Here is a 26,624-nt window from a genome sequence, read left to right on the forward strand (position 1 = left end):
GCCCCGCCCCGGTCCGGTCGTTTCCGCGGTTGACCGGTCTGTCAGTTGCCGGCGAGGGCGAGTCCGGCTTCGCGTGCCTGACCCTTGGCGGTGGTGTGGTGCTGGGCGGCCAGGTCGCGCAGCGGTTCCATGGCGGGCACGGACGCGGCGAGCGTGAGTTCGCGCTTGATCAGGGTGAGGTCGGCCTGCCAGACGTCGCGGACGATGCGCTCGAGGTAGGAGGTGGAGTGGTCCCAGCCGTCGCGCGGGGTGCCGGGGCTGTAGCCGCCGCCGAGGGTGGTGATCAGGGCGGTGGGCTTGCCCTTGAGCAGCGGATCGGTGGGCCCGGCTCCGGCGATCACGAGGTCGACCCAGGCCTTGAAGTGCTGGGAGACGCCGAAGTTGTAGAAGGGCACCGCGAGGATCACGGCGTCGGCGCCGCGCAGTTCCGAGACCAAGGCGGCCGCCAGGGCCACCGCGTCGTTCTGAGCCTGGCTGCGCTCGGCCTCCGGGTTGAAGCCGGCGGTGGTGGCCAGGGCCCAGGCGTCGGCGGGCAGGGGTTCGGTGCCGATGTGGCGCCGCGTCACCGTGGCGCCAGGATGTGCGGCGCTCCACTCGGCTTCGGCCACCGAGGCCAGCTCGGCGCTCGCGGAGGTGGCCGGGAAGATGCTGGCATCCAGACGGAACAGGTTCATGGCGGAACTCCTCGGAGAAAGTGCGGGGTGGGTCGGCGCGGCGCCCGTGAACGGACGTCCCGCCTGCCATAAACGGACTATACCCCGTTTAGAGAGGAGGCGGTAGTTTGGTCGCGTGAACGGATCTGTCGTGCCCCTGGGCAAACCGCGCCCCGAGCGTGCCGATGCCGCGCGCAACCGCGAGCTGCTGCTGGCGAACGTCCGGGAGATGCTGGCCGCGGGGGGAGCCGGGAGCGTCACGATGGATGCCCTCGCCGAACGGGCACAGCTGGGCAAGGGCACCGTTTTTCGGCGCTTCGGCACCCGCGCCGGGATCTTCCGCGCCCTGCTCGACGCCGACGAGCGCAGCTTCCAGGAACAGGTGCTCTACGGCCCGCCCCCGCTGGGGCCCGGAGCATCGGCACTCGATCGCATGGTGGCCTATGGGCAGGCCCGCATCGCCTTTCTGCTGGATCACCACAGCGTCGCCCGCGCGGCGCTGGACCGTAACCAGCCCGCTCCGGCCGGCGAGGCGACCATCACCCGCGTTCATCTGCGCATGCTGCTCGGCCAGGCCGGGCTGAACCTGCCGGACTTGGACACTCTGGCCGTCCAACTGACCGGCGCGCTCGAGGGCCCGCTGCTGTTGTATGTGGTCCTGCCCGAGCCCGAGACGCCCCCCTCACCGGCCGCGGGCCGTCCACTGGCCGAGAGCTGGAGCGTCCTGGTCCACCGCCTGCTGCGCGCAGAGCCCGGCACCACACCCGGCTGATCTTCGCCACAACGCCATGCTGGTGGCCTGCCGACCACCAGGACGAGCCCCCGACCACGATCGTCACGCCGACTGGTCGCACGACCAGCAGCTTCGCCGCCAGAAGGCCTGCCGGCGGGGACCCGGGTCTGTGGCCGCACGGTCGGCGGGCGCGAACGGCGGTGCTCTGATAGTCGCACTCTTCGACGACACGGGCGGATGGCCAACTTCTGGTCAGTTCTGACGGCGACAATGGCGGAGTTCGGCAATGAGAGGAGCACCCTCGATGTCCACCACCTCCACCACATCCTCGGAGGTCGACGCAGATCGCCGGGTCGCGGTCGTGACCGGTGGGGCGGGTGCGATCGGCGGCGCCATCGTCGCACGGCTGGCGGCAGACCATACCGTCGTCGTGCTCGACCGAACCGGCGACGTCCCGGTCGATCTGGGCGACTCCGAGGCGGTACGCCGGGCCGCTCAGACAGTGCTCGAGCGCTACGGCCGCTGCGACGTGCTGGTCCACTCGGCCGCGATGGTCGCCTTCGGACCGTTCGACGTGCTCGAACTCGATGTGTGGCGCCGGGTGCAGGCGGTCAACGTCGAGTCGGCGTTGCTGCTCACGCAGGCGTTCGCGCCCGGGATGCGCGAGCGCGGCTTCGGGCGGGTGATCTTCATCGTGTCCAACACGTTCTGGCGACCCTCGGGCGGGCACATGCTCGCCTACGTGGCGTCCAAGGGCGCGCTGATCGGCATGACCCGTACGCTCGCGGTCGGGCTCGGCGCCGACGGCATCGCGGTCACGGCCGTGGCCCCCGGACTCACCCGCACGGCGGCCACCGACGTCGTTCCGGCCAAGGAGTTCGACGACACCGCGGCGCTCCAGGCCCTGCCGCGGCCGCTCACCCCCGACGACACCGCCGCAGTGGTGGCGATGCTCGCCGGCGACGACGCCGCGGCGCTGACCGGCCAGACGCTGACCGTCGACGGCGGCCTGGTGATGCACTGAAGCAGGCGCGGGCGCAGGCGCAGACGGGGCAGATGGCGGCAGGCTGCGCCGAAGTGTGCCCGGGCGCTGCCTGCCGCGCCCACGAAGGAAAGGCTCCGGGCCCGGCGGCGACGCCCCGTCAGGTGCGTCATCGCCGGGCCCGGTCCTTTGGGGCTACGTGACTACGACCCGCTCGCGGGCATCAGCTGGGCCATGTTGAATTCGGCCACGTTCTTGTTGTCGCCGATGCCGCCACCCCACTCCAGGTAGCCGTTGCGGACTCCCGAGTCCACGTTGTTGAGCATCGCCGAGAGGGAGAACACGGTGTTCGGCGTGGCGGTGACCGAGGTGAGGTCGCTCCACGGCAGCGCCAGCTCGTAGAGGGTGGTGTCGGTCGCGTCGTCTCTGGTGACGTTGACCGTGGCGTCGGTCACCGGCCCAGAGCCCTGCGACGGTGAGGTCCACCGATAGAGCTGGGAGCCGTCCGGGGTGAGCGCCGCCCCGTACTCGTAGTGCCCGTCGGCCGAAGCGGTGCTCACCGTGGCCGAGGAGCCAGGTACCCCGGATGTGGCCGCCACCTGAAGGCTGTCGCCTTGCCAGATGTTGGCCCCGGTGGCCGGGTTGGAGAAGGCGCTCTCGGTGATGTCGGCCGTGATGTAAAGGTTCGTGGAATCCCAGTCGAACCAGATCTTGCCCGACAGGTACGACGAGCCGCCGTAGGGCAGCGAGTCGACCAGCGATCCCCAGGTCCCGTCCGCCGTAGTGGCCAGGTCCACGTAGGGGCCGTCCTGGACGTCGGCCTCCGTCCACGAACTACCCAGGCTCTTGTAGACCACGGGTAGGAAGGTGACATGCCCGGAGAGCGACTCCGAGGACAGGTCGCCGGAGATGACGCTCGTCACCGTGAACGGGTAGTTCTCGGCGAAAGTGACGTCCGGGACGGGCACGTCCACGGTCGCCGAGGCCTGCGCGGGGATGGTCGCGCTGACCGGCTGGGTACCCGACTCGCTGCCGAGTTTCCAGTTGACCGCCGTCACCGTGGTCGGGGTGTCCGACGGATTGTTCAGGACCACCTGGAGCGAGCCGGCCGGCGGGCTCATCCCGGTCACCACCGGGGTGACCTGTTCGGGCGTGGCGCCGGAGGTCACCGTCAGCGTGCTGACCGCGTCCTGGGTATAGGTTCCGGCCGCGCCGGTGAACGCCGTCGCCGCGTCCAGCTCCGCCACGGTACCCGTACTCACGGTGGCGGGAATCGTGACGCTCCACGTGGCCGTCACCTGCTGACCCGGACGGACGACGGACTGCGTGACGGGCGAGGTCGCCGTCGTGGTCCATCCGCTCGGCGCGTTCAGACTCATCGTGACGCCGCGGACGGCCTGCGCGCTGGTGTTGGTGAGCGTCGCCGTCGCGGTGATCGTACTGTTCGGCTTCACGATGCTCGCCGCCTGCAGGCTATACGGGTCCTGCACCACGATCGGCGTCGTACCGGTCACGCCGTTCACCGTCACCGCGATCGTCGCGACGCCGGGAGCCCGCATGGTGACCACGCCGGCGCCACTGACCGTGGCGACCCGCGGGTCGCTGGAGCGGTAGGAGACGTGGGCGTGGGACAGGTCGGCGAACGACTGGTCGTTGTCGGCCGCCTCGACGATGCCGTCCGCGGTGGCATGGGTCTGCTCGAGCGACGGGTCGGTGTCCGGCGCGATCCACGGGTTGGTGCCGGTGAGGTTCAGCGTGTCGCCGGGCTTGAACTCCACCTGGTCCGGCTGGACGGTGACCGTCTGCACCTTCGGCGTGATGGCGCCGCGCACCTTCACCGTGCCGGAGCCGGCCACGGTGGCGGAGTCGGGTCCGATGCTGAACTTGTAGGCACCGTCGTAGACGACCTGCTTGAGTGTGCTCTCGTCCCACTCGCTGAGGCTGGAGACCTGGACGGACAGCTTGATGTGCTGGGTCTGCCCCGGCTTGAGCACCGCCGTCTTCTGGAAGCCGGCCAGCTGCGCCTTCGGCAACTCCACACCGGCCTCGGTGAACTGCGGTGACGCGTAGAGCTGGGCGACCGTCGAACCCGCGACCGATCCGGTGTTGGTGACGTCGAAGCCGACGTTCACCGTGCCGTCGGCGGTGACGGAGCCGGAGTCGACCTTCACGTGCGAGTACGCGAAGTTCGCATACGACAGGCCGTATCCGAACGGGTAGGTGGGCGTGCCGGTGAAGTACATGTAGGTGCGGCCGAGCCCGCCGGTCTGCGACGGGGTGAGCCCGTAGTTCGCCACATCAGGAAGCTGCGAGTCGTCGGCGTACCAGGTGAAGTCCAGGTGCCCGGACGGGTTCTGCTGCCCGAAGAGCACCTGGGCGAGCGCGGTTCCCTGGCTCTCGCCGTTGTAGCCGCTGAAGACGATCGCCGGGAAGTCCTTCTGGGCGGCCTGGATGTCGTACGGGCCGTCGGCCTGCATGACGAGAGCAGTACGGGGGTTGCCGAGGGCGGAGACCTGGCTGATCAGCGAGTCGTAGTTGCCGGGCAGCGCCAGGGTCGTGCGGTCGGTGCCCTCGTCGGCCACGCTCAGGTCCGAGCCGACGAAAACGATCACCAGGTCCGCCGCCTTGATCGCGGACTGTGTCGCGGCCGAGCACGCCGCGGGCGCCGTGGCCTTTGTGGAGGTACCGCAGGCGTCGAAGGTGACGGTGGCCGAGGGGTTGGCCGCCTTGACCGCCTGGGTGAGTCCCTGCACCGCGTCGACCTGGAGCGTCGGATCGCCGGAGTAGCCGCCGAGTGTCGTCGTGTTCGCCAGATTGCCGACGACGACGATGTTGTTCAGCTTGCTCGGATCCGCCGGCAGCAGCGGGGCGGAGGTGCCGGAGACGTCGTTGTTCTGCAGCAGCACGAGATCCTGCGCCGCGACGCTCTCGGCGAGCGCCTGGTGCGCGGGCGACTGGATCTGCGCCTTGGTGAGATCGGTGTAGGCGACCTTGCCCGAGGGGTCGAACTCGCCGGTCTCCATCCGGATGGTGAACAGCTTCGTCAGCGCACTGTCGACCACCCCGGTCGTCAGCAGGCCGAGCGAGATCGCCGCGTCGATGTTCTGGACGTTCATCTCCCCGCCGCTGCAGTTGAGCTGGGTGCCGGCCCGCAGCGCGAACGCCTGCCCGCCCGCCGCCGCGGCGATCTGCTGGCCGGTGGAGGTGTCCGTCCACGTCGTGCCGTCGGTCGTCCATCCCGGCGGGGCCCAGTCGTGGCCGCCGGAGGAGTAGATGTCGCTGATCGCGCCGCAGTCCGAGGTGGTGTATCCGCTGAACCCGTAGGTCGCCTGCAGCAGCTCGTCCACGGTGTAGGTGTCCGCGGGCGACGGCGTCCCGTTCACCGCGTTGTAGGAGGTCATGACGCCGGCCACATGCGCGTTCTCGACCAGGCTGGCGAACTGCTTGGTGTAGTAGTCCCGGACGTTCGCGTCGGTGGTGTCCGCACTCTGCGTGTGCCGGGCGTCCTCCTCGTTGTTCAGCGCATAGTGCTTGGCGGTGGCCGCGACCTTCAGATACGGCGTCATCTGCCGGCCGGTCATCGTCTCGCCCTGATACCCGTCGACGAACGCGTCGCCCATGGTGGACGCCAGGTACGGGTCCTCGCCGAACGACTCGTTGGTCCGCCCCCAGCGCGGGTCACGGTCCATGTTGACCGTCGGCGCCCAGAAGGTGAGGTCGCCGTAGTCCGAGGCCGAAGGACCGAGGTTGTTCTGCCCGGTCCCGAACAGCGACTTGTCGAGGAACCCGCGCGCCTCGTCCGAGATCGCCGTGGTCTCCTGGTAGGTCAGCTGCGGGTCCCAGGACATCGTGGACGCGAAGTTCACCGGGAAGCTGGTCGCCGCCGGGTTGAGCTCTCCCTGACTGCTCGCCGCGGTGTCGGCACCGAGCCGGTTGATCCCGTGCTGCCCCTCGCTCCAGTACGTGTACTGCTGCACCCCGAGCCGCGGGATCGCCGGCGCGTTGTTCGTCTGCAGCTGGGCGACCTTCTCGGCCAGGGTCATCCTCGACACCAGATCGGCCGCCCGCTCGGCGAACGAGTAGTGCGTGTTCAGGTAGATCGGCTGCGTCGAGGCGGCGGCGGACTGCGCCCCGCCTCGCGCGCTCGCGTGCGCCCCCGCCGGTATCGCGGCGACCAGGCTGATCGCCACCACGGCGCTCAGCGCTCGCCCGGATGATCGGAATCTTCGGAGGTGCCAGCCTGCTCGGGGAGATGACAACGTTGTCTTCCTTTCGCGCGAGGCACCGCGGTCCGTGGCAGCCTGAGGGATTAATGAGAACTCTGTCACACTGTTTAGCCCACTGTGAGCAAAAGTCAAGACCACTCGGGGATGCCGACGGCCTCCGGCAGGGCGGCCGCGAGCCTCCCCCACCGCCCCAGACACGACCGTCACGCGGCCCGAGGCTCGCGCCGAGGCAGGTGCGCCCGGCGACTGACGTGCCCCGAGGACGCGCAAGCACTTCTGCCCGATTCCAGCGGAAGTCCCATGGCGGAGTATCAGGGAAGCCGCGCCGGAGTCCCCGCAGAACGACGCCCCTGGCTACACGTCAGCTCGCGAAGAGTAGATCCGCGCCGCGGAAAGCTGGATTGCGATCGAGGTCCAGGTGACTGGTTCCAATCGGGCGGCCTGTTCGGCCTTCAACTCGGGAGAAGCGGCCTTGAGGCACGTGAGATACCAGTCCCGCAGCCAGTACGACCAGGTTGCGAGCCAGTTCTCTATGACCGCGTGGGCCCATCCGCCCTCGCGTGCCCGTGGTTCTTCGGCGGCTCGCATGGCCAAGTCAGCCTGGTCGTTCTGAAAGTCCCCGGTCAGCCACTGAATGTAGCCGCGAAGCGTCTCCGCGTCCTCGACGCCACGGTGGTCGCTGATCGGCTCAGGCGTGGGTAGTTCGCCTCGTACCACGGCGCCTCGCGCGGCGTGAAGGAGTGCCGCCAGGTCACGCCAGCCGTTCATCGGGGGCGGCCCGAATCCCTCTTCGAAGTCGGCGCAGTAGTGGCTGGATCGGATGAGATCCGCGAAGGCCGTCAGGAACGCGGGGATCGTGGCGTTGCGCCAGGGCATGGCCTTCTCGCGGGCCTGCTCGGCGTCGCGTGAGAGCAGCAGCGGGCCTGAACCGCGAACCGCGCGTACGGCACGGCCACAGAGACAGAACCCGAATTCGCAGACTATTGACAGCGTAAGCCGCGCTGCGCTGAGATTTGTCGGACCGGGGCTTGTTCGACCAGCATGGATTGAGGGGCTGAAGTGACGGTTGAGTCGGACGAGAGAAATGAGCGGACTCGCCAAATCTGGGAGGTGGGTATTCCCGTCGGCCTCGGCGTGCTCCTCGCCCTCCTGGACGCGTTCAAGGTCATGAACTCCGACTATGCCGCCGCTGCCATCATCGCGGTGCTGGGCATCATCTGCCGCAGCCAGATCGAGTGGGACCGCCGCTCACGGGAACAGGCCGTCGAGTTCGGCAGGAAGCTGGACGACATCCGTAACGCGATCGACTCCGTCAGCGAACTTCAGTTCTACCAGCAGTACGAAGCGTTCTACGAGTCGTTGACCCGGCAGGTGTGCCACGCCAAGAGGGAGGTGCGTGTCAGCTATCTGCGTCGTTTTCCGCCCGACGTGCTCAACAGCACGGCCGTGGACGACTACTTCAAGGCCTGCCTGGCGTGGGCCCGGCAGCCGAAGCGCATGTTTCGCCGCGTCGTGACCTCGGACAGTGCGGGCGAGATGGCCAGGTGGATGGAATCCGAGCGTGAGTTGATGCGGGACAACGATCCGCGCTACCTGGTCCGCCAGGTCGAGGTGAGGGGCGACGCGATGAGCGTGGCTATCATCGACCACGAATATGTGTACTTCGCTTTCGGCGCGGAGAGATCGAGCGTGACGGGATTCAGCCTGCGCAACGTCGAGCTCGCGGAATACATGATTACGTATCATGATGAGCTGTGGCGGAACGGCAAAGACATCACCGAACCCGGCGTGTTGCGTCCAGCGTGATACGGCAGTGGACCTGGATCCTGACGTGATGTCAGGGTCGTCGATGCGCGGGGGTCGCCCCTCAGAACCGGTCCCCCTTGCGCGGCCGCCGGGCTACGACGAGAGTTCAGCCCGGCGCGACCACCAGGCCTCGGCGGCGGTCATTGCGCTCTCGGACTCGTGGATGCCGTTTCCCACGAGCCCTGCGGTGGCAGCCCAGTGCAGGGGTATGAGGGCTAGAGCCCCGGGGAGCCATCGGTGCTCGTCGCGGGTGAGCGGTTCCGGAGCCGTGCTTTCGTAGGCGTCGAGCAGTCGTTGCGGCTCGAGCAATTCGCCGTCCCGTGCGGCGTGGTGCAGGCTGGCCGCGATGTCGTACAGCCGCTCCCTGACCCTCGCGAAATCCAGGTCGAAGCTGACCCATGAGCCGTCTGGCAGTTCTCCCGCGTTGCCCAGTTTGTAGTCCCCATGGATCGGAGCGCATGGCAGTTCGACCTGCTCCCGGAGCTTGGAGAGCTCGCCGGTCAGTTGGCGCATCCGATGCACGACCGGCTCGCTGCGGGGTCCGAGCCTGCGGCATGTGAAGCCGACCGAGTAACGCAGTTGGCCGAAGGTTCTGTGGTCGTCGAGGGGTTCGGGCGCACTGGGCTCCCAGACTGCTTTGAGCGCAGTGTGAAGGCGTCCGAGCTCCTCGAAAAGGCGGAGGTAGGAGTCCGCGTCAGCCCGTGGCTGCACGTGATCGATGAATTCCTCGGTCTCAGCCCAGCGATCTGCGACTCTCAGCAGGTCGCGGCCGGAACTCGGAATCGGCTGAGCGACGCGGACTTGCGTCTGTTGGAGACGCTCCCGCAGGCGCCGCAGCCCCGCGACCCGCCCGCGGCGGACCCAGGGCCGGTGAACCCGAAGGACAATCGGCGGCTCAGCGTCTATCCGCAGGTTGAGGTTGAACTCACCACCGATGTCCGCCCATCCGGCCCCGCGCGCGACGCGGGCGACCAGGGCCGAGACAGCCGGGTCATCCGGGCTGGCTCTAGGTCCGAACCAGCGCGGCAAGGCAGGGGGAGAGCTCGAAGTTTCGATTCCGGTCACGGCAATGGCCCTCCAGCACACCCGACGAACGGTCCGCCGGCGAACCCATCCTGCTCGACGCGGGTTGATCGCGCCACGCATTTGCCGTCGTAGGGACGGGACGAACGTAGCGCTCTTGACCGCTAAGCCCACCGGATGTCTGACGCGGCTCTAAACTAGACCGTCCGGTGCGCCGAGACGGCCTGGTGCACTGATCGGATGGATCATGGGGAGGTCCGCAGAAGTGTCAGAGACAGCCGCTTTCCCGCTGCCCTTCGCCGGCGCGTACAGGTTGCCGGTCGCGAACATCAGGACACTGCGAGAGCTCGCGATGATGCGGATGAGCGCGGTCATCCGGGCGAAGCCGCAGTGGCACGTCAAGATGAACGACGCAGAGATCGTCGCCAGGTGGACGCGGGAGGCCGCCGAGCAGGGCATGACCCAGGCCCAGATCCGTTACGTACTGGCGGAACTGGCGTACTACGCCGGGCTGCGGGACGAACCGACCGGCATCGAGGTCTCCGGCGTCGACGGGGTGTGGCAGTCGGACACGCTGATCGACGAGAAGCTGCGGTCCCGGCTGCGCGAGGCGGTACGGGTGTTGGAGGACGTCCCCGACGCCGAGCTCGATTGGCATCCGGGCTCGGACGGGCAGGTCCTGGATCTCGTACATCCCTCGCTGTTCTGCCTCGTGCGCGACGTGAGCCGCCCGGACACCACCAGCTGGCCGACCTCGAGTCGGGGAGAAGCGCAATACGCGTTGTCGAACAGATTCCAATGGCTGCCCACCGACGTCGAGGTCGACGAAGACGGCGACGCGGTGTTCTGCTCCTACGTCAACAACCTCCACCCCGTGGACCACCGCGAACTGGCCGACATCCTGCCGATCCTGGTCGGGCGGATGCGCCCGCTGCTCGAGAATGTGCTCACGGATCTGTCGCATCCGCGCCCGCTGCGGATCGAGACCGCATCCTCCTCGTGGTACGAGGGCGAGCCTCGCGGGCCCTGGAACCCCGAAATCGACTACCCCGCCGACGCCTTCGAGGTCTGGGAGGACGCCATGACCGAATGGCTCTCCACCCGCACGCCGATCGTCCCGGACGCTCCGGCCTTCACCCCGCCCGCAGCCTCCGATGCCGCCCGGGTGGACTTGCGCGGGCGCCGGCTCCAGGTCATCGTCAAGCTCGCCGCCATTCACCTCACGCCCGACAAGCCCGACTACGCCGGCGGCGCCTGGCACGTCGAGGGAATGATGAACGAGCGCATCGTCGCGACCGGCATCTACTACTGGGACAGCGAGAACATCACCGAGAGCCGACTGGGCTTCCGCGCGGCGGTCGACCCTCCGGGCCACGAACAGAACGACCGCGCCGCCCTGCGCGACATCTACGGCCTGGAGAACGAAGCCGCCCTCAACCAGGTGCTCGGCGCGGCCGAGACCCGCGCCGGCCGCGCCCTGGCGTTCCCGAACGCACTCCAGCACCGCGTCGGCCCGTTCCGACTCGCGGACCCCACCCGGCCGGGGTATCGCAAGATCCTGGTCTTCTTCCTGGTCGAGCCCTCGGAGACCATCGTCTCGACCTCCGACGTGCCGCCGCAGCAACCCTGGTCCCCGACCTCGACGATGACGCTGGAGCAGGCCAAGGCCTATCGCGAGGAACTGATGCAGGAGCGGAAGTTCGTGGTGGACGCACACAGCGGGCGCGCTTACGAGCGCGAATTCTCACTCTGCGAGCACTGACCAAGCCGAGCCGCGTCGTCAGCCGGTCGTCGGCGAACGGAGACGGCGGGCCGGGCCGGTTCGCCCCGGCTCGGCCCGCCGTGGTGGCGTACGCCGTCTCCCCGACCGTTCAGCGGTCAGTGGAACGATCGAGGGCCGGCCACGTCACGATCAGCAGCGTCGCGATCGGCCCCAGGAACAGTGACACGAGGAACCAGTTCCACCCGCTTCGATTCTTGCCTTGGGCAAGGCCGGCGTTAATAAGTGTCAACGTGAACCAGCCCGTACCCGTGCTGACATCGCCGCTCATGACCCATCCCCCTGGTTCGACGCTTGTAAGGACCCTGTGGCTCCCCGGGTCCATCCCCGCCTGCAGTCTGCCACCTTGTACGCTGCCCTGGCTACCCGCGCTTCACGACTCCAGACGTACAGCAGTCGACGACTCAGGGACACGTTGAGGCCGTTGTTCCGTAACGCCCGGGCAGGTTCCGGGACTCGCAGAGGCTTGACGCGGCAGGTTTCACGCCATACACATCGAGTGCCGGAGAGCGCTCTCCCCGCTTGGAGAGCGCTCTCCACCGATCCAGCGACCCACCCGCACCCGCACCAGTACCGCGGGCACCCACCGCTCGGCACGACGGCCGCCACGAACCGCGGCAGCGACCGCGAAAGCGGCACCGCGCGGCACGGCGCCGAGCACCGAGCACCGAGCACCGAGCACCGAGCACCGCATCGAAGACGATTGACGTACGGAAGGGAACGCAATGAAGCACTTCCCACCCCTGCGACCGCCCGCGCCCGCGCGCGGGGGGCCGCGTAAGACAGCGCCGGGGACGACGGCGCCGCGTGGCAGCGCGCCGGGAACGCCCAGGCCACGCACGAGTGGCCGGCGCAACCGCACCCACCTGCGCGTGCGCGCGCTGCTGGCGACCTTCACCTTGGCCGCGCTGTCCGTGGTGAGTACGCACACGGTGGCCAGTGCCGCCGCGTCCGCGCCGTTCGGCGGGACGGCGGCGGCGGTGCCGGGTACGGTGCAGGCCGCGAACTACGACACCGGGGGGCAGGGGGTGGCGTACAACGTCACCTCGACGAACGGCAGCGCGAACAGTTACCGCACCGACGGGATCGACCTCGAGGCCACGGCGGACACGCTGGACACCACGGTGGCCGGCGGGGCCGACGACATGGGGTGGACGACCAGCGGGCAGTGGTTCGACTACACCGTGAACGTCGCCACTGCCGGGACCTACACCCTCGCGTTCCGGATCTCCTCACCGTACGGGATCACCGACGCGCTGCACGTCGCCAACGCGGCCGGGACCAACCTGTCCGGCGCGGTCGCCGTGCCGAACACCGGCGGGTATCAGACCTGGACGACGGTCGACGCGAGTGTGGTGCTGCCCGCCGGGCAGCAGACCCTCACCATCGACCAGGACTCCAACGGCTGGAACTTCCACTACGTGGCCTTCACGCTCAGCTCGAGTGGCGGGGGCGGCACGGGCACGAGCGGTGACGCGCCGTTCGGCGGGACGCCGGCCGCCGTGCCGGGCACGGTGCAGGCCGCGAACTACGACACCGGGGGCTCGGGGGTGGCGTACAGCTCCGCCGCCAACGGGACCGCGAACAGCTACCGGACCGACGGGGTCGACCTCGAGGCCACCGCGGACACCCTGGACACCAGTCCAGCGGGCGGCGCCTATGACGTGGGCTGGACCGCGGCCGGGCAATGGTTCAAATACACCGTCACCGTCAGCACGGCCGGGATCTACACGGTCAGCTTCCGGGTGGCCGCGCCCGCCGCGGTCACCGACGCGCTGCACATCGCCAACGCGGCCGGGACCAACCTGTCCGGTTCCGTGGCGGTGCCGGCGACCGGCGGGTATCAGACCTGGGCGACGGTGACCGCCAGCGTGACGCTCGCGGCCGGGCAGCAGACGCTGACCGTCGACCAGGACGCGGCCGGATGGAACCTGCACTACCTGTCCTTCGCCCAGGGCTCCTCCGGTGGCGGTGGCGGTACCGGCGGCACCGGTCCGACCGAGTACTGCGGCTTCCAGGACCTCGCCCTCGACCAGCCGACCACGGCCTCCTCGGTCTACTCCACCACCGGCAACCCGCCGTCCGCCGCGACCGACGGCAACCCCGGCACCCGCTGGGAGAGCGCGTACACCGACCCGCAGTGGCTCGAGGTGGACCTCGGCGCCCCGCAGCAGATCTGCAGCGTGGGCATCTCCTGGGAGACCGCGTACGCCTCGGCCTTCCAGATCCAGGTGTCCAACGACAACGCGACCTGGACCACCGAGTACTCCACCACCACCGGTGCCGGCGGGAGCCAGACGTTCAGCATCTCGACCACCGCCCGCTACATCCGGGTGTACGCCACCGTCCGGGCCACGCAGTGGGGGGACTCGATCTTCGAGTTCGACGTCTACGGGCTGACCACCACCGCTCCGCTCTCCGGCGGTAACGGCACCGGCGGCAACGGAGTCTGCCCCTGGGTCGGGTCCACCGCGCCGGTGGCCCAGCGGGTGCAGCAGATCCTCAACACCATGGACCAGTCCGAGGAGTTCACCCTGCTCTCCGGTGACGGCGGGTCCAGCTACATCGGCCAGATCGCCGGCATTCCGAACCTGTGCATCGCGGCGGACAACGTGCAGGACGGACCGAACGGGGTGGGCGACGGGACCGGCGGGGTCACCGCGTTCCCGGACGGCGAGAACGCGGCCGCCACCTGGGATCCGGCGCTGATCACGCAGGAGGGCCAGGCGATGGGCGCCGAGTTCGCGGGCAAGGGCGTGAACGTGGCGCTCGGCCCGACGACGAACCTGGTGCGCGACCCGCGCTGGGGCCGGACGTACGAGACCTACGGCGAGGACCCGTACCTGGCCGGGCAGATCACCTCCGCCGAGGTGGACGGCCTGCAGAGCCAGGGCGTGATGGCCATGGTCAAGCACGTCGCCGCGTACGACCAGGAGCAGTACCCGAACGGCAACAACAACGAGACGGTCAGTCAGCAGGCGCTCGAGGAGCTCTACCTGGCGCCGTTCCAGACCGCGGCCGAGCAGTCCGCGCCCGCCTCGATGATGTGCTCCTACGCGGTGGTCAACGGAGCCGCTTCCTGCCAGAACGCCGACATGCTGCTGGACGGCCTGGACGCGCAGGCGAACTACGGCGGCTTCATCACCTCCGACTGGGGCGGCGACTACAACAACGTCGCCTCGGAGGTGGGCGGCATGGACGTCGGCATGCCGTTCCCCGGCTCGATCCCGAGTGACTTCGCCGCCGCCATCACGGCGGGAACGCTGAGCCAGTACACGGTGAACGAGGCCGTGGGCCGGATCCTGACCCAGATGTTCGCCTTCGGCATGTTCGACAACCCGGCGAGCGGCTCGCTCTCGGCCACGGTGACCTCCACGGCGCACCAGCAGACGGCGCTGCAGCTCAATGAGGAGGGCACCGTTCTGCTGAAGAACAACGGCGTGCTGCCGCTGAACCCGAACGGCAGCGAGTCGATCGCGGTCATCGGCACCGACGGCGGCGCCGGGGTGGAACTCGCCGGCGGCGGCAGCGGCACGGTCACCAGCTCGAACACGATCTGGCCGATCACCGGCATCCAGGACGCGGTCGGCGCGAACGTGAAGGTGACCTACACGGCCGGTGACGACAACGGCACCACGGACATCCCGCAGGCCGTGGCCGCCGCGCAGGCCGCCACCGACGCGGTCGTGTTCGTGAACCTGCCGGAGGGCGAGGAGACCGACCTGACCACGCTCGACCTGTCGGCCACGGACGAGACGATGATCGCGGACGTCGCCGCGGTGAACAAGAACACGATCGTGGTGGTCGACAGCGGCGGACCGGTGGTCATGCCGTGGCTCAGCTCCGTCGCGGGCGTGTTCGCGAACTGGTATCCGGGGCAGGAGGTCGGCAACGCGATGGCCGCGCTGATCTTCGGCACGGCCGACCCGTCCGGCAAGCTGCCGGTCACCTTCCCGACCAGCCTCAGCCAGGTCCCGGCGCAGACCACCGCGCAGTGGCCGGGCACCTCGGCCGGCGTGAGCTTCAGTGAAGGCGTGAACATCGGCTACCGCTGGTATCAGTCCCAGAACATCACCCCCGCCTTCGCGTTCGGATTCGGGTTGTCGTACACGAAGTTCTCCTTCTCCAACCTCAGCGTCGGCGCCTTCAACGCCGACGGCAACGCGACCGTGACCGCGACGGTGACCAACACCGGCTCGGTGGCCGGCGCCGACGTGGCGCAGCTGTACGTGGGCGATCCGGCCGCCAGTGCGGATCCGCCGGAGCAGCTCAAGGGCTTCCAGCGGGTCTCGCTCACTCCGGGCCAGTCCGCCACGGTGACCTTCCCGCTCAACATCCACGACCTGGCTTCCTGGTCCGCGAGCGGGAACGCCTGGGAGGCGCAGGCCGGCACATACTCGATCAAGGTCGGGGACGCGTCGAACAACCTCCTGCTGACCGGCTCGACCAGCCTGGCCCAGACCCTGACCGGCCAGGTCGCGGCCGGTCAGTCGGCCGCCGGAGTGGCGCCGACGAACACGGCGGTCAGCGCCAACGTCACCGCGAACTCCGGCGTGCCCGGCTCGGAGACCGTCGGCGTCGCCAACCCGTTCGGCTACAGCAGCCCCAAGGGCACCGCGGTCTCCTTCGCCATGCAGGCGGACGACTCCAACAGCGCCCAGACGCTCACCTTCACCGCCACCGGCCTCCCGCCGGGCACGAGCATCGCCTCGAACGGCACGATCTCCGGGACCGGCAGCACCCTGGGGACCTACATCGTGACGGTGACCGCGACCGACACGAAGGGGGTGTCGGGCTCGGCCACGTTCATCTGGTCGGTCGTGCAGTGACGATCACCATATGATCGCCATATGAGTGGATTGACGTAACGCCGAACAGCGTGCCGCGTGGGGATTTCCGCCCGCGCGGCACGCTGTTTTTTGCATTGAATGGCGCTCAGGTCAGCAGGTCAGCAGGTCAGCAGGTCGCCGGCGCGGGACGGCCGGCGAAGCGGTCCGCGAGCCAGTGCAGGTACTGCGGGCGGGCGACGAACGGAATGGTCTGGTGCGTCGCGCCCGCGTAGGTGGTGTACTCCAGCGGCTCGCCGAACGCGCAGGCCCGGCGCACGTACTGCGCGGTGGAGTGCGGGTTGATCACCGAGTCGTCAGTGCCCTGCACGACGAGGACCGGGACCCGGCTCGGAGCGTAGCCGGCCGTGTTCTCGTCGAACCGCTTGGTCCAGTCCTGCGGCACGTCCCGCAGCGGCTGGAACAGGGTGTGCAACTCGTGGGTCTCGGCGTAGTTGCTCTGCAGGACATCGGCGAAGTGCTCGATGCAGGCCGTCCCGTCGCCCGCCAGTGCCTGGATGCCCGCGGTCTGCAGTACCTCGTCGGCCTTGAGCTCCGGGTAGGCGGCGAGGAAGCCGCGGTAGACGTTGATCCGCAGGCCCGCGTTGTGCGAGCGGGAGGTGGCGGTGTGCGGGCCGGGCAGGACATGGCCCTCGAGTTCGGGGCCGATGTCGGCCGCCGGGGCCAGCCCGGCCACCCCGACCAGGTCCACGCCCGGCGCGTAGCCCGCCCCGTCCTGCCCGATGAACAGGGCTGCGCCGCCGCCCTGGGACCAGCCGAGCACCGCGGTCTTCGGGCCGGCGTGCGCGGCCTGGATCTGACGGGCCGCCAGCACCGAGTCGAGCACGTTGCGCGTCTCGGTTCCGGCGACGACGTACTGGTGCACCCCGGGCCCGCCGAGGCCCTGGTAGTCCGTGCCCACGACCACGTCGCCCTGCGCGAGAAGGTCGGTGAGCGCCGGGACGCCGACGTCGATGCCGAGCGAGCTGTCGAAGGTGAAGTAGTCGACCAGGTTCACCGCGGGCTTGGCCGCGGCCGAGGGCGCACACTGGCGCGGGCCGCCGACCGTCCCGTGCGCCCAGGCCACCACGTCGTGCCCGGCCGCGGGACCGGCCCCGTCCGGCCACACCACGATGCCGGAGACGGCGACGGGGGTGCCGTCGTGCAGGGTGGAGAGGTACAGGATCCGGCAGGCGTGCGCGAGCCGCGGGGCGGGCACCGCGTCCGCCCAGATCAGGTCGCCGTGCCGCCCGCGCGGCAGCGGAGCGGGCGGGTTGTAGAACGCGGCGCCGGCGGGGCCGACCGGTACGCCCGCGGCGCACGCCGCCGGAGTGTCGGCGGACGCTGATCGGGCGGTGCCGGAGGCGGCCGCGACCGTCGGCACGCCGAGGGCGAGCGCCGCGGCCAGCGCGGCGGCTGCGGCCGATCGTGACAGAGCCTTCATTCCGCTTCCCTTCATCCGGCGCCCGCCGCGGCGACGGCGGCGGGCGCTGTGTCCGAACAGGGATTCGGTGTTTCAGGGTCCGGACTTGAGCCGGGCGGCCGGGCCCTCCAGCCGGTTTCACCCGTTCAGCTGCCCGAACCGATCAGGGTCCTGCCACGCTCCGCTGGGCCGAAGCGGGGATCCGCGCGCACCGTCGAGGCGCGCCTTCCGCGGACACCGCGCCCAGCCGGGTAGAAACGGGCGTCGCACCGCAACCCCAGCGCGGAGATCGCAGCGCAGCGATCTCAACGCAGAGATCGCAGCGCGGAAATCCCAGCGCAGAAACCCCACAGGAGACACGCGAAATGGTCCACCCCGGCAACCCGCTCTCCCGCCGCGACACGCTGTTCGCCGGTGCCACCCTCGCCGCCGCGATGTCGGTTCCGGGCGTCGCGCACGCGGCCACCGCCGACGGCTCCGTGCCACGGTCTCCGTTCGAATTCGAAGCAGCGGCTGAATTGACCCCACGGCAGCGGGCGGCGCAGCGGGTGGTGTTCTCGTATCCCGGGACCACCGTGCCGCAGTCGCTGCTGGACCTGATCGCCTCCGGCTTGGTCGGCGGAGTCATCCTGTACGGCGAGAACATCTCGAGCCTGAGTCAGATCACCTCGACCGTCCAGCAGATGCACGAGGCGAACCAGAGCAGCCCGGTAGGCGCGCCCCTGTTGGTGATGACCGATCAGGAGGGCGGCAAAGTGCGCCGGCTGCCCGGCGGCCCGGTCCAGACGGCGAAGCAGATCGGCGCCTCGGCCGATCCCGGGCCCGCCGCCGGAGGCGCGGGCCGCGAGGCCGGACTGCTGCTGCGCGGCGCCGGACTGAACGTCAACCTCGCTCCGGTCCTCGACGTCTTCCGCACCCCCGGCGACTTCGAGGACCAGTACCAGCGATCCTTCAGCATGAACCCGGACGTGGTGGCGACGTGCACCACCGCCTTCATCACCGCACAGCAGGAGGTCGGCGTCGCGGCCACCGCCAAGCACTTCCCCGGGCTCGGCCCCGCCAGCGCCCATCAGAACACGGACCTGTCCCCCGTCACCCTCACCACCTCGCTCTCCGACCTGCGCGCCATCGACGAGCGCCCCTACATCCCCGCCATCGCCGCGAACCTCCAGCTGGTCATGCTCTCCTGGGCCGTCTACACCGCCCTCGACCCCGACAACCCGGCCGGCCTGTCGGCGAAGATCATCCACCGCGAACTGCGCCACCGCCTGGGCTTCGAGGGAGTCACCATCACCGACGCCATCAGCGCCGGCGCCCTAGCCGCACTGGGCACTCCGCCACAGAACGCGGTCACGGCCGCCAACGCCGGCATGGACCTCATCCTCGAAGCGACCCGCAACGTCTCCCACGGGCAGGCAGTCGTCGACGCGCTCACAACCGCCCTCACCGACGGCGACCTGGACCCGCGCGAGTCCGACGCCGCCCTGCGACGAATCCTCGAACTCCGCTGCTGCCTGGCTCGCTAGAAACGTCCCCCGATGTGCTCTCTCGTCGGCTGACCGTTGTATATACACCGCTACGCCTGGACGTTGACGAGGCGGGATTGCGCGGTGGATGGAGCCCGGGCCTGTTGAACTGGGACGACGCAGTGCGCGCCGAGGATGCCCAGATCGACATGACTGGACCGGACGGAGTGAGCGAAACGGCGCGGGGCCGGTCACCCGGCGAACTCGCCGAGGCAGCTGCCGCATGGTTCACCGCCCACCAGCGTCGATGGACAGGCCGGCAACCGATCCCCTGTCCCCCGTGGTCCGCACCAACTCGCCACCGTCCACCGAACTTATTCACACGACACTAGCGGTCGTACCACTGGATGTGCGGGAGGTCCGGGCAGCGTGCGCAGTAGAACAGCTGCATCGCGCCGTGGCAGAAGTCGATGCCTTCCGGTACGACCCCGGGGTTGGTGCAGCTGGGCACCCAGCGGCCGCCGGAGTCGGCGACATCCTCGCAGTCGGACACGGTCAGCAGGTGTTCGGTGCGCTGCCCGCACTGCTCACACTCCGGCCAGTACGGTTCCTGGCAGAAGCCGGGCCAGCCCCCGACCTTCGTGCCCGGGGCTGTGAAGAGCGCGCAGTCTGCCCGGTAGCCGAGTTGCCCCTTGAGCTGCACGATCGGATCCCAGTCCCAGTTCTCGTGCGGGTATCCGCCACCACGCGGGTACTCGATCACGCCTGGCTCAGGATGCAGGACGCTCGGCTCGATGACGTAATAGCCATCGCGGGACGCGGTGACGGGGATCAGGGCGATCACGTCCGTGACGGCGGCGGACTGGCGCCAGTACAGGGATGTTCGCGGGCCGGCCGGCCACCTGTCGAAGTCCTCGTGATTGCGCGGGCACCACAGGACCTGGAGGAGGTCGGTTCCTTCGGGGAACGGGAGCTGTCGCACGTCGCGCTGAAACAGCTGAAGCAGCGGTACTGCAGCGACCGGCCCCTCGTCGTCGTCAGCGTCGTCATGAAGCTCGGTGCAGGTAGGCCATGGCTCCTCGGCCGGCCACAACGGCTTGGCACCCATGGAGGACTCGAAGACGGTTGGTGCGCCGACGCGTGGGTGCAGGCGCGTGGTGGTGCGTGCGAGGTGGGCCATGCCAGGGAACAACGCCGCGAGATCGAGCGGCGCCGGAGGGGTGATCCAGGCGTTGTCAGGCACGGCACCGGACAATAGCCTGGCGCACCGACAGACCGGTGCTGAGCACCGCTCGGCTGCTGGCGGGGCGTCAGGGAATCAGCGAGTCACAGCACCGCGATCGGATTCACCGGTGAGCCGGTCGCTCCGGGCAGGCGTAGGGGCGCGACGGTGCAGAAGAAGGACCAGCGGCCGAGGCGTACGCAGTGATCGTGCAGGTCCTCGAGTTGGAGGTAGTCGATCAGGTGCAGGCCGAGGGCGTTGATGGCGAGGACGTGTACGGGGAAGTCGACGCCTTCGACGAGGCTGGGGGCGCTGTCGCTGTTGCCGTCGCCGCCGAGGAGGGCGATGTGGCGGTCGGCGAGGAGTTCGACGGCGTTGGGGTGCAGGCCGACGCGGGCTTTTGCGGCGGTCCAGTCGCCGCGCTCGCGGCGTCTGGCCTGGTGGCCGACTCGGATGAACACGAGGTCGCCTTCGCCGGCCCGGACGTCTTGGGCCTTCTCGGCGGCCAGTAGGTCGTCGGCGGTGACGTGGTCGCCGAGTTCTAGCCAGGGTTCGCCGCGGGCGTGGGCGATGTCGAGCAGGACGCCTCGGCCCACGATGCCGTCGTGTGCTGTGTCGATCGAGAGTTGGTGGGCGCCGTCCTCGCGCACCTCGCTCGCCGGGACCCCGTTGTAGAGGGTGCCGTGGTAGATGACGTGGCATAGGGCGTCGATGTGGGTCTCGGCGTCGCCGTGGACGTTCATCGCGAACTGGTCTTGCGCGAACTGCAGGTCGCCCGGAGTGCGGCCCGGGGTGATGGGGCCGATCATCTGGTGCCGGGCCGGCTTGGGGTTGTCGGCGGCCTCGCGGTGGCGGATGTCGTTCGCCAGTGAGACCGCGATGCCGGCCCGGATCTCGCCGGCGGCCGCGGCCACGTGGGCGGGCGTGAGGTGGTTCAGCGCGCCGCGCCGGTCGTGCGCGCCGAACGTGACGCCCTCCCGAAGTCTTCGGAAGAGCGCTTCGAACTGATCCGCGCTCAGTCTCGGCGCCGCGCTGCCGGCCGGACTCGCCGTCACGCCGCTCAGCCCCCGGTTTCGTCGAGGGCCTCGTCGAGCGAGCTCGCGGCCATGATCAGGGACAGGTGGGTGAAGGCCTGCGGGAAGTTGCCCAGCTGTTCGCCCGCGGGGCCGACCTCCTCGGCGAACAGGCCGACGTGGTTGGCGTAGGTCTGCATCTTCTCGAAGGCGTACCGAGCCTGATCCAGCCGTCCCGCGCTGGTGAGCGCGTCGACGTAGAGGAAGCTGCACAGGCTGAACGTCCCCTCGGAGCCGCGCAGGCCGTCGGGCGAGGCGGCGGGGTCGTAGCGGTAGACGAGGCTGTCGGAGACCAGGACCCGGTCCATCGCGTCCAGGGTGGAGAGCCACGCCGGGTCGCGCGGGGCGAGCAGGCCCACCCGCGGAATCAGCAGCAGGGACGCGTCGAGCACGTCACTGCCATAGTGCTGGACCAGCGCCTTCTTCTTCTCGTGCCAGCCCTTGGTCATGATCTGCTCGAGGATCGCGTCGCGCGCCGCGGTCCACTTCTCGATGTGGCCGGGCCGGCTCGCGTCGATGGCCAGGGCGATCGCCCGGTCGAAGGCGACCCAGGACATCACCCTGCTGTAGGTGAAGTCCTGGCGCCCGCCGCGCGTCTCCCAGATGCCCTCGTCCTTGCGGTCCCAGTTGTCCACCAGCCAGTCGATCGTGCCGGCCAGGGTCTTCCAGCCCGCGTAGCCGAGGCTGCGCGAGACCTGCTTGCCCTCGGAGAAGCCGTAGAGCGCCTCGCCGTAGATGTCCAGCTGCAGCTGGTCGGAGGCGGCGTTGCCGACCCGCACGGGGGCCGAGCCCCGGTAGCCCTCGAAGTGCTCGAGGATCGTCTCGGGAATGTCCGGGTCGCCGTCGACGCGGTACATGATCTGCAGCGGTTCGCCCTTCTTGCCCACCCGGTCCTCGAGGCGGTCGCGCAGCCAGTGGACGAAGTCCGAGGCCTCCTCGACGAAGCCGATGTCGAGCAGGGCCCTGACGGACAGGGAGGCGTCGCGCACCCAGGTGTACCGGTAGTCCCAGTTGCGCTCCCCGCCGACCTGCTCGGGCAGGCCCATGGTGGCCGCGGCCACGGGCGCGCCGGTCGGGTGGTAGGTCAGCAGCTTGAGGGTGATCGCGGAGCGGTGTACGAACCCGGGCCAGCGGCCCCGGTAGTTCGATCCGCGCACCCACTTCTGCCAGAACGCGATGTCCTCGAACGCCTTCTCGACCGCGTGCTCGGTCGAGATCGGCCTGGGCTTCGGGCCGTCCCCGTCGCAGAACGTGAAGACCATCGCGGCGTACTCGCCCGCCTTCAGGGTCACTTCGCCGCGCAGGTCCTCGCCGTCCCGGACGAGTGCGATGTTCAGTCCCTGCACGTGCGCGGCCGCGCCGTCCGACCGGAACGACGCGTCGGCGCCGTCCGTGGTGAGCGTGTGCCGGGCGCGGCCGTAGTCGAATCGCGGCCGGCACTCCACGGTGAAGTGCACGCTGCCGCGCACCACCCGGATCGCACGATACAGAGTGTGCCGGTCGGTCGGCGTCTTCGAGGTGATCGGCGACATCCAGTCGATCACCTCGCCCACCCCGTCCGGCGACAGGAAGCGGGTGACCAGCGTGGCGGAGTCCGGGTAGTACAGCTGCTTCGCGCTGGCCTCGGGGTGCTCCGGACTGATCCGGAAGTAGCCGCCCTTGTCGTGGTCGAGCAGCGCGGCGAACACGCTCGGCGAGTCGAATCGGGGCGCGGCGAACCAGTCCACGACGCCCTGCGAGGAGACCAGAGCTGCTGTCTGCATGTCGCCGACCAGACCGTGCTCGGCGATGGGCGGATACCGGTCCATCAAGACCACGACAACCCCTTCCGAAGATTCGAGCGGATACTATCGATGCCTGAGTTCCCTGCTCGGCCATTTGCCCGATGGCTGGTGCGAACGGGTGTATGCCGATCGCTCAACCGGAGTAGAGCCGAGGTACACCCTCATCACGCGGCACGGGCAGCGACCGCGTCCTGATACGCGGCGGCATCGGCGGGTCGAAGGCCGGCCGGAGCCGGCCGGAGCCGGCCGGAGCCGGTGAGCGTGAGGATCTCGTCGACCAGATCGAGGCCCTCGGGCCGGTGGGTGAGCATGACGACGGTGCGTCCCGAGGCCGCGTCCAACAGCTCGGCGACCACGGCTTGTGCCGACGCCGGGTCGAGGCCTTCGGTCGGTTCGTCCAGGACCACGATCGGCTGGTCGGCCAACAGGACGCGGGCCAGGGCGAGCCTGCGCCGCTCGCCGCCAGAGAGCGCTCCGCCGCGCTGTCCCAACCGGGTCGCCAATCCCTCGGGCAGTGCCTCGAACCACGGGCCGAGACCGACCCTGCGCAACGCTTCGACGAGGCGGGCGTCGTCGGCGTCCGGGCGCGCCAGGCGGAGGTTCTCGCGCAGGTCCGAGTCGAATACGTGGGCGTCGTCGGCCACGTGGCCGATGACGCGGCGCACATCGTCTTGGCAGAGCATGCGCAGGTCGACGCCGCCGAGCGTGACCGATCCGGCGCAGGGGTCGAGAAAGCGCAGGAGCAGTGCGCCGAGGGTGGACTTCCCGCAGCCCGAAGCGCCGGTGACGGCCACGCGTCGGCCGGGTTCGAGGACCAGGTCCACGCCGTCGAGCACGAGCGGACCGGCCGCGCTCCAGCGGGCGCGCACGTCACGCAGCGCGAGCGTATAAGGCCCCTGTGGCAGAGGCTGCGTGATCGCGGCCTGCGCCACGGCCGGCTGCTCGTCGAGCAGTGCGAACAGCCGGGCCGCGGCGCTGCGCACGTGGGCGAGAAGCACGGCGGCGCCCGGGAGCGGCGCGAGGGCTTCGAACGCGGCGAGTGGGAGCAGGACCACGACGGCGAGCGTGGGGCCGGCCAGATGCCCGACCCGCTGCGCCGAGTCCGCGACCCGGGCGCAGCCCCAGACCGCGATGCCCGCGCCCATCGCGGCAAGCGCCGAGCCGATTCCGGCCGCGCTCGCACAGCGCGCGGCGATCTTGTCGAGTTCGTCGTCGAGTGCTTCGACGCGGTCGAGTTCGGCGCGCGCGGCGCCGGCGGCGATCAGATCGGGGGCGCCCCGCAGCAGATCGAGCGTCGCCGTGGTCAGCGCCGCACGTGCGGGCGCCAGCCGCTCCTGCGCCCGGCGCGAACAGGCCGCGGCGGCCAGTGGGGCGATGACCCCGGCGCACGCGAGGCCGACCGCGAGGACCGCCGCACCGGCGGGCAGGAGCCACGCGGCCAGGCTGGTACAGAACACGGAGACGAGCGCGGCGACCGCGACCGGTTCCGCCACGCGCAGCCACAGGTCCTGGACGGCGTCGACGTCGGCGACCAGGCCGGCCAGCAGTTCCCCGCGCCGATACGCGTGCAGCCGCGCCGGCGCCAGCGGGATGACGTGCTCGTACACCGTCGCACGCAGTTCGCCGAGCATCCGCAGCGCGGCGTCGTGGCACACCAGGCGTTCGAGATAGCGCAGCAGCGGCCGGGTGATCCCGAACAGCCGCACGCCGACGATGGCGAAGGCGAGCGCCGTCTCCTCAGGACGTTGGGAAGCGCGGACGATCAGCCAGGCCGCGGTCGCCGTCAGCGCGCAGCCGGAGGCCAGGGCGCCCGCGCCGGCCAGCGCGCCGAGCACGAGGCGCGAGGCCGCGGGGCGCGCGGTGCGGGCCGCCCGCATCAGCGTCCACGGCGGCATCCGAGGCCCCGTGCCCCTCACGCGAGTCCCGGGGCTCACCCGACGGCCCCCGCGGTCACGAGCCCGAGGTCGATGACGCGGTCGGCGTCGGCGAGCAGAGCGGGCCGGTGCGCGACGGCGATCACGGTGCGTCCGCGTGCCAGCCGGCGGACCGCCCCGGCCACCACCTGCTCACTGTCAGGGTCCAGATGCGCGGTCGGCTCGTCGAGCAGCACGAGCGCGGCGTCACGCAGAAAAGCGCGGGCCAGCGCGATGCGCTGTCTCTGCCCGGCGGACAGGGGCGCGCCGTCCTCGCCGAGCACGAAGGACGTTCCGCCGGGCAGCGCCGCGACGAAGCGGTCCGCGTCCGCCGAGCGCAGCGCTTGGTCCAGCTCTTCGTCCGAGGCGTCGGGGCGCGCGATGCGCAGGTTCTCCGCGATGCTGCGCGCGGCGAACCAAGGACGCTGCGGTACCCACGCGATCTGGGATCGCCAGGCGTCCAGATCGAGGTCTGCGAGGTCGGCGAGGTCGATGAGGCCGGAGACGCCGTCAGCCGTCTCGATCAGCACTCTGCCCTGACTCGGCGTGGCGAACCCGAGCAGTACGGCGAGCAGGGTGGATTTGCCGCTGCCGCTCGGCCCGGCCACGCCGAGGTGCTCACCGGGGGTCACCCGCAGGTCGAGTGTGGCGAGTGCGGGACGCGCCCGGCCGTAGTCGACGCTGAGTCCTTCGATACGCAGGCTCGCGCGAGTCAGATCCGGCACGGGCAGACCGGCACCGCGCGCGGGTGCGGGTGCGGGGGTGTCGAGGATCTGCGTCAGCCGTCCCGCGGCCGCGAGGCCTTCTCCGCTCGCGTGGAACTGTGCCGCGACCTGCCGCAACGGCCAGTACACCTCGGGAGTGAGGATGAGCACGAGCAGCCCCGTGCGCAGGTCCATCCGTCCCGACAGCAGCCGCAGGCCGATGGCGACCGCCACCAGGGCCACGCAGATCGTGGTGAGGAATTCGAGCACGGCCGAAGAAAGAAACGCCAGGCGCAAGGTGGCCATGGTCGCGCGTCGGTGCTCGTCGGCGGCCCGCCTGATCGCCGCGACCTGGACGGTGGCCCGGCGCACCACCAGCAGGGTCGTCAGCCCCTCCACCACGTCGAGGAAATGGCCGGCCAGCGTCGTCAAAGTGCTCCACTGCTCCCGGTTGCGCCGTGCCGCCGCCGAGCCGAGCAGGAAGCCGAAGACGGGGACGAGCGGCAGCGTGACGAGGACGATCACCGCGGACAGGGGGTCCTGCGTCGCGAGCACGGTCAGGACGGCGGGCGGGGTGACCACGGCCGTGATCAGTGCGGGCAGGAAGCGGGAGAAGTAGCCGTCGAGCGCGTCGGTGCCGCGCGTGGCGAGGGTCGCGAGATCGCCGTCCGAACCGGTGTCCTGGCGCACCGGGCCGACTTCGAGTACCCGGCGAAACAGGGCCCTGCGCAGCTGCGATTTGACGGCGCTCGCCGCCCGGTAGGCGCTCGCCTCTCCGGCCCAGGCGAGCACGGTGCGCGCTGCCAGGACTGCGGCAAGGACGATGAACGGGCCACGCAGGCGCACGGCGCCGGAAGCCTGCAGCGGTCGGGTGACCAGGTCGGCGAGCGCGAAGGCCTGCGTCACGGTCAGCACCGCGCCGGCCACGCCGATCGCTCCCGCGACGCACAGCTGTCGGCGCGCCGCGGCGGCATGGCGCAGCAGCCGCGGATCGAGGGGCTTCATCGGCC

Annotated in this window: 17 protein-coding genes; 6 read left to right on the forward strand and 11 right to left on the reverse strand. The window is 70.0% G+C overall.

Annotated features, from left to right (window positions below; translation table 11 throughout):
* Positions 1–41: 41 nt before the first annotated feature.
* Positions 42–674 (reverse strand): FMN-dependent NADH-azoreductase, encoded by a 633-nt coding sequence (locus KDL01_RS08460; protein WP_212527816.1) that lies wholly within the window; start codon positions 672–674, stop codon positions 42–44.
* A gap of 115 nt (positions 675–789) precedes the next feature.
* Here KDL01_RS08460 and KDL01_RS08465 point away from each other — a divergent pair, with 115 nt between their 5' ends.
* Together KDL01_RS08465 and KDL01_RS08470 are read left to right on the forward strand one after the other, a co-directional pair.
* Positions 790–1,425, forward strand: a complete 636-nt coding sequence (locus KDL01_RS08465; protein WP_212527817.1) for a TetR/AcrR family transcriptional regulator — start codon at positions 790–792, stop codon at positions 1,423–1,425.
* Between the two features lie 265 nt (positions 1,426–1,690).
* Positions 1,691–2,410: an SDR family NAD(P)-dependent oxidoreductase gene (locus KDL01_RS08470; protein WP_212527818.1), complete on the forward strand. Its 720-nt coding sequence runs from the start codon at positions 1,691–1,693 to the stop codon at positions 2,408–2,410.
* A gap of 161 nt (positions 2,411–2,571) precedes the next feature.
* Here KDL01_RS08470 and KDL01_RS08475 read toward each other — a convergent pair whose 3' ends face one another.
* Both KDL01_RS08475 and KDL01_RS08480 read right to left on the reverse strand, forming a co-directional pair.
* The gene (locus KDL01_RS08475) at positions 2,572–6,558 is read right to left on the reverse strand and encodes a glycoside hydrolase family 3 C-terminal domain-containing protein (protein ID WP_307846180.1); all 3,987 of its coding nucleotides are present in this window, start codon (positions 6,556–6,558) and stop codon (positions 2,572–2,574) included.
* Between the two features lie 390 nt (positions 6,559–6,948).
* Positions 6,949–7,470, reverse strand: a complete 522-nt coding sequence (locus KDL01_RS08480) for a hypothetical protein (protein WP_212527820.1) — start codon at positions 7,468–7,470, stop codon at positions 6,949–6,951.
* 234 nt (positions 7,471–7,704) lie between these two features.
* On the opposite strand from KDL01_RS08480, the gene KDL01_RS08485 reads away from it, so the two are divergent.
* Positions 7,705–8,400, forward strand: coding sequence for a hypothetical protein (locus KDL01_RS08485; protein ID WP_212527821.1), 696 nt, complete (start codon positions 7,705–7,707; stop codon positions 8,398–8,400).
* A 93-nt stretch (positions 8,401–8,493) separates the two neighbouring features.
* On the opposite strand, the gene KDL01_RS08490 is transcribed toward KDL01_RS08485, so the two are convergent.
* Positions 8,494–9,465, reverse strand: coding sequence for a phosphotransferase enzyme family protein (locus KDL01_RS08490; RefSeq protein ID WP_212527822.1), 972 nt, complete (start codon positions 9,463–9,465; stop codon positions 8,494–8,496).
* 223 nt (positions 9,466–9,688) lie between these two features.
* On the opposite strand from KDL01_RS08490, the gene KDL01_RS08495 reads away from it, so the two are divergent.
* Positions 9,689–11,185 (forward strand): DUF4246 domain-containing protein, encoded by a 1,497-nt coding sequence (locus KDL01_RS08495; protein WP_212527823.1) that lies wholly within the window; start codon positions 9,689–9,691, stop codon positions 11,183–11,185.
* Positions 11,186–11,294: 109 nt separating this feature from the next.
* Here KDL01_RS08495 and KDL01_RS08500 read toward each other — a convergent pair whose 3' ends face one another.
* Positions 11,295–11,474 carry a hypothetical protein gene (locus KDL01_RS08500; RefSeq protein ID WP_212527824.1) on the reverse strand — a complete coding sequence of 60 codons (180 nt, stop codon included), beginning with the start codon at positions 11,472–11,474 and terminating at the stop codon, positions 11,295–11,297.
* A gap of 601 nt (positions 11,475–12,075) precedes the next feature.
* Between KDL01_RS08500 and KDL01_RS08505 the strand changes: the two genes are divergently transcribed.
* Entirely contained in the window at positions 12,076–16,032 is a 3,957-nt protein-coding gene (locus KDL01_RS08505) for a glycoside hydrolase family 3 C-terminal domain-containing protein (protein ID WP_307846183.1), read from the forward strand.
* A 127-nt stretch (positions 16,033–16,159) separates the two neighbouring features.
* Here KDL01_RS08505 and KDL01_RS08510 read toward each other — a convergent pair whose 3' ends face one another.
* On the reverse strand, positions 16,160–17,473 hold the full coding sequence (locus KDL01_RS08510; RefSeq protein ID WP_212527826.1) for a lipase family protein: 1,314 nt from the start codon (positions 17,471–17,473) through the stop codon (positions 16,160–16,162).
* A gap of 344 nt (positions 17,474–17,817) precedes the next feature.
* On the opposite strand from KDL01_RS08510, the gene KDL01_RS08515 reads away from it, so the two are divergent.
* Positions 17,818–18,978 carry a glycoside hydrolase family 3 N-terminal domain-containing protein gene (locus KDL01_RS08515; protein WP_212527827.1) on the forward strand — a complete coding sequence of 387 codons (1,161 nt, stop codon included), beginning with the start codon at positions 17,818–17,820 and terminating at the stop codon, positions 18,976–18,978.
* 328 nt (positions 18,979–19,306) lie between these two features.
* Here the strand turns inward: KDL01_RS08515 and KDL01_RS08520 are convergent, their stop codons facing one another.
* The 5 genes from KDL01_RS08520 to cydD form a co-directional block, all read right to left on the reverse strand.
* Entirely contained in the window at positions 19,307–20,161 is an 855-nt protein-coding gene (locus tag KDL01_RS08520) for a hypothetical protein (protein ID WP_212527828.1), read from the reverse strand.
* An 83-nt stretch (positions 20,162–20,244) separates the two neighbouring features.
* Positions 20,245–21,195, reverse strand: coding sequence for a cyclase family protein (locus KDL01_RS08525; protein WP_212527829.1), 951 nt, complete (start codon positions 21,193–21,195; stop codon positions 20,245–20,247).
* Between the two features lie 5 nt (positions 21,196–21,200).
* Complete coding sequence (locus KDL01_RS08530) at positions 21,201–23,021, reverse strand: glycoside hydrolase family 15 protein (RefSeq protein WP_246576155.1); 1,821 nt, start codon at positions 23,019–23,021, stop codon at positions 21,201–21,203.
* A gap of 140 nt (positions 23,022–23,161) precedes the next feature.
* Complete coding sequence (gene cydC / locus KDL01_RS08535) at positions 23,162–24,892, reverse strand: thiol reductant ABC exporter subunit CydC (protein ID WP_212527831.1); 1,731 nt, start codon at positions 24,890–24,892, stop codon at positions 23,162–23,164.
* Between the two features lie 35 nt (positions 24,893–24,927).
* Positions 24,928–26,619, reverse strand: a complete 1,692-nt coding sequence (cydD, locus tag KDL01_RS08540) for a thiol reductant ABC exporter subunit CydD (protein ID WP_212527832.1) — start codon at positions 26,617–26,619, stop codon at positions 24,928–24,930.
* Positions 26,620–26,624: the final 5 nt, after the last annotated feature.

The sequence above is a fragment of the Actinospica durhamensis genome, from assembly GCF_018139695.1.
GTDB classification, from domain to species: Bacteria; Actinomycetota; Actinomycetes; order Streptomycetales; family Catenulisporaceae; genus Actinospica; species Actinospica durhamensis.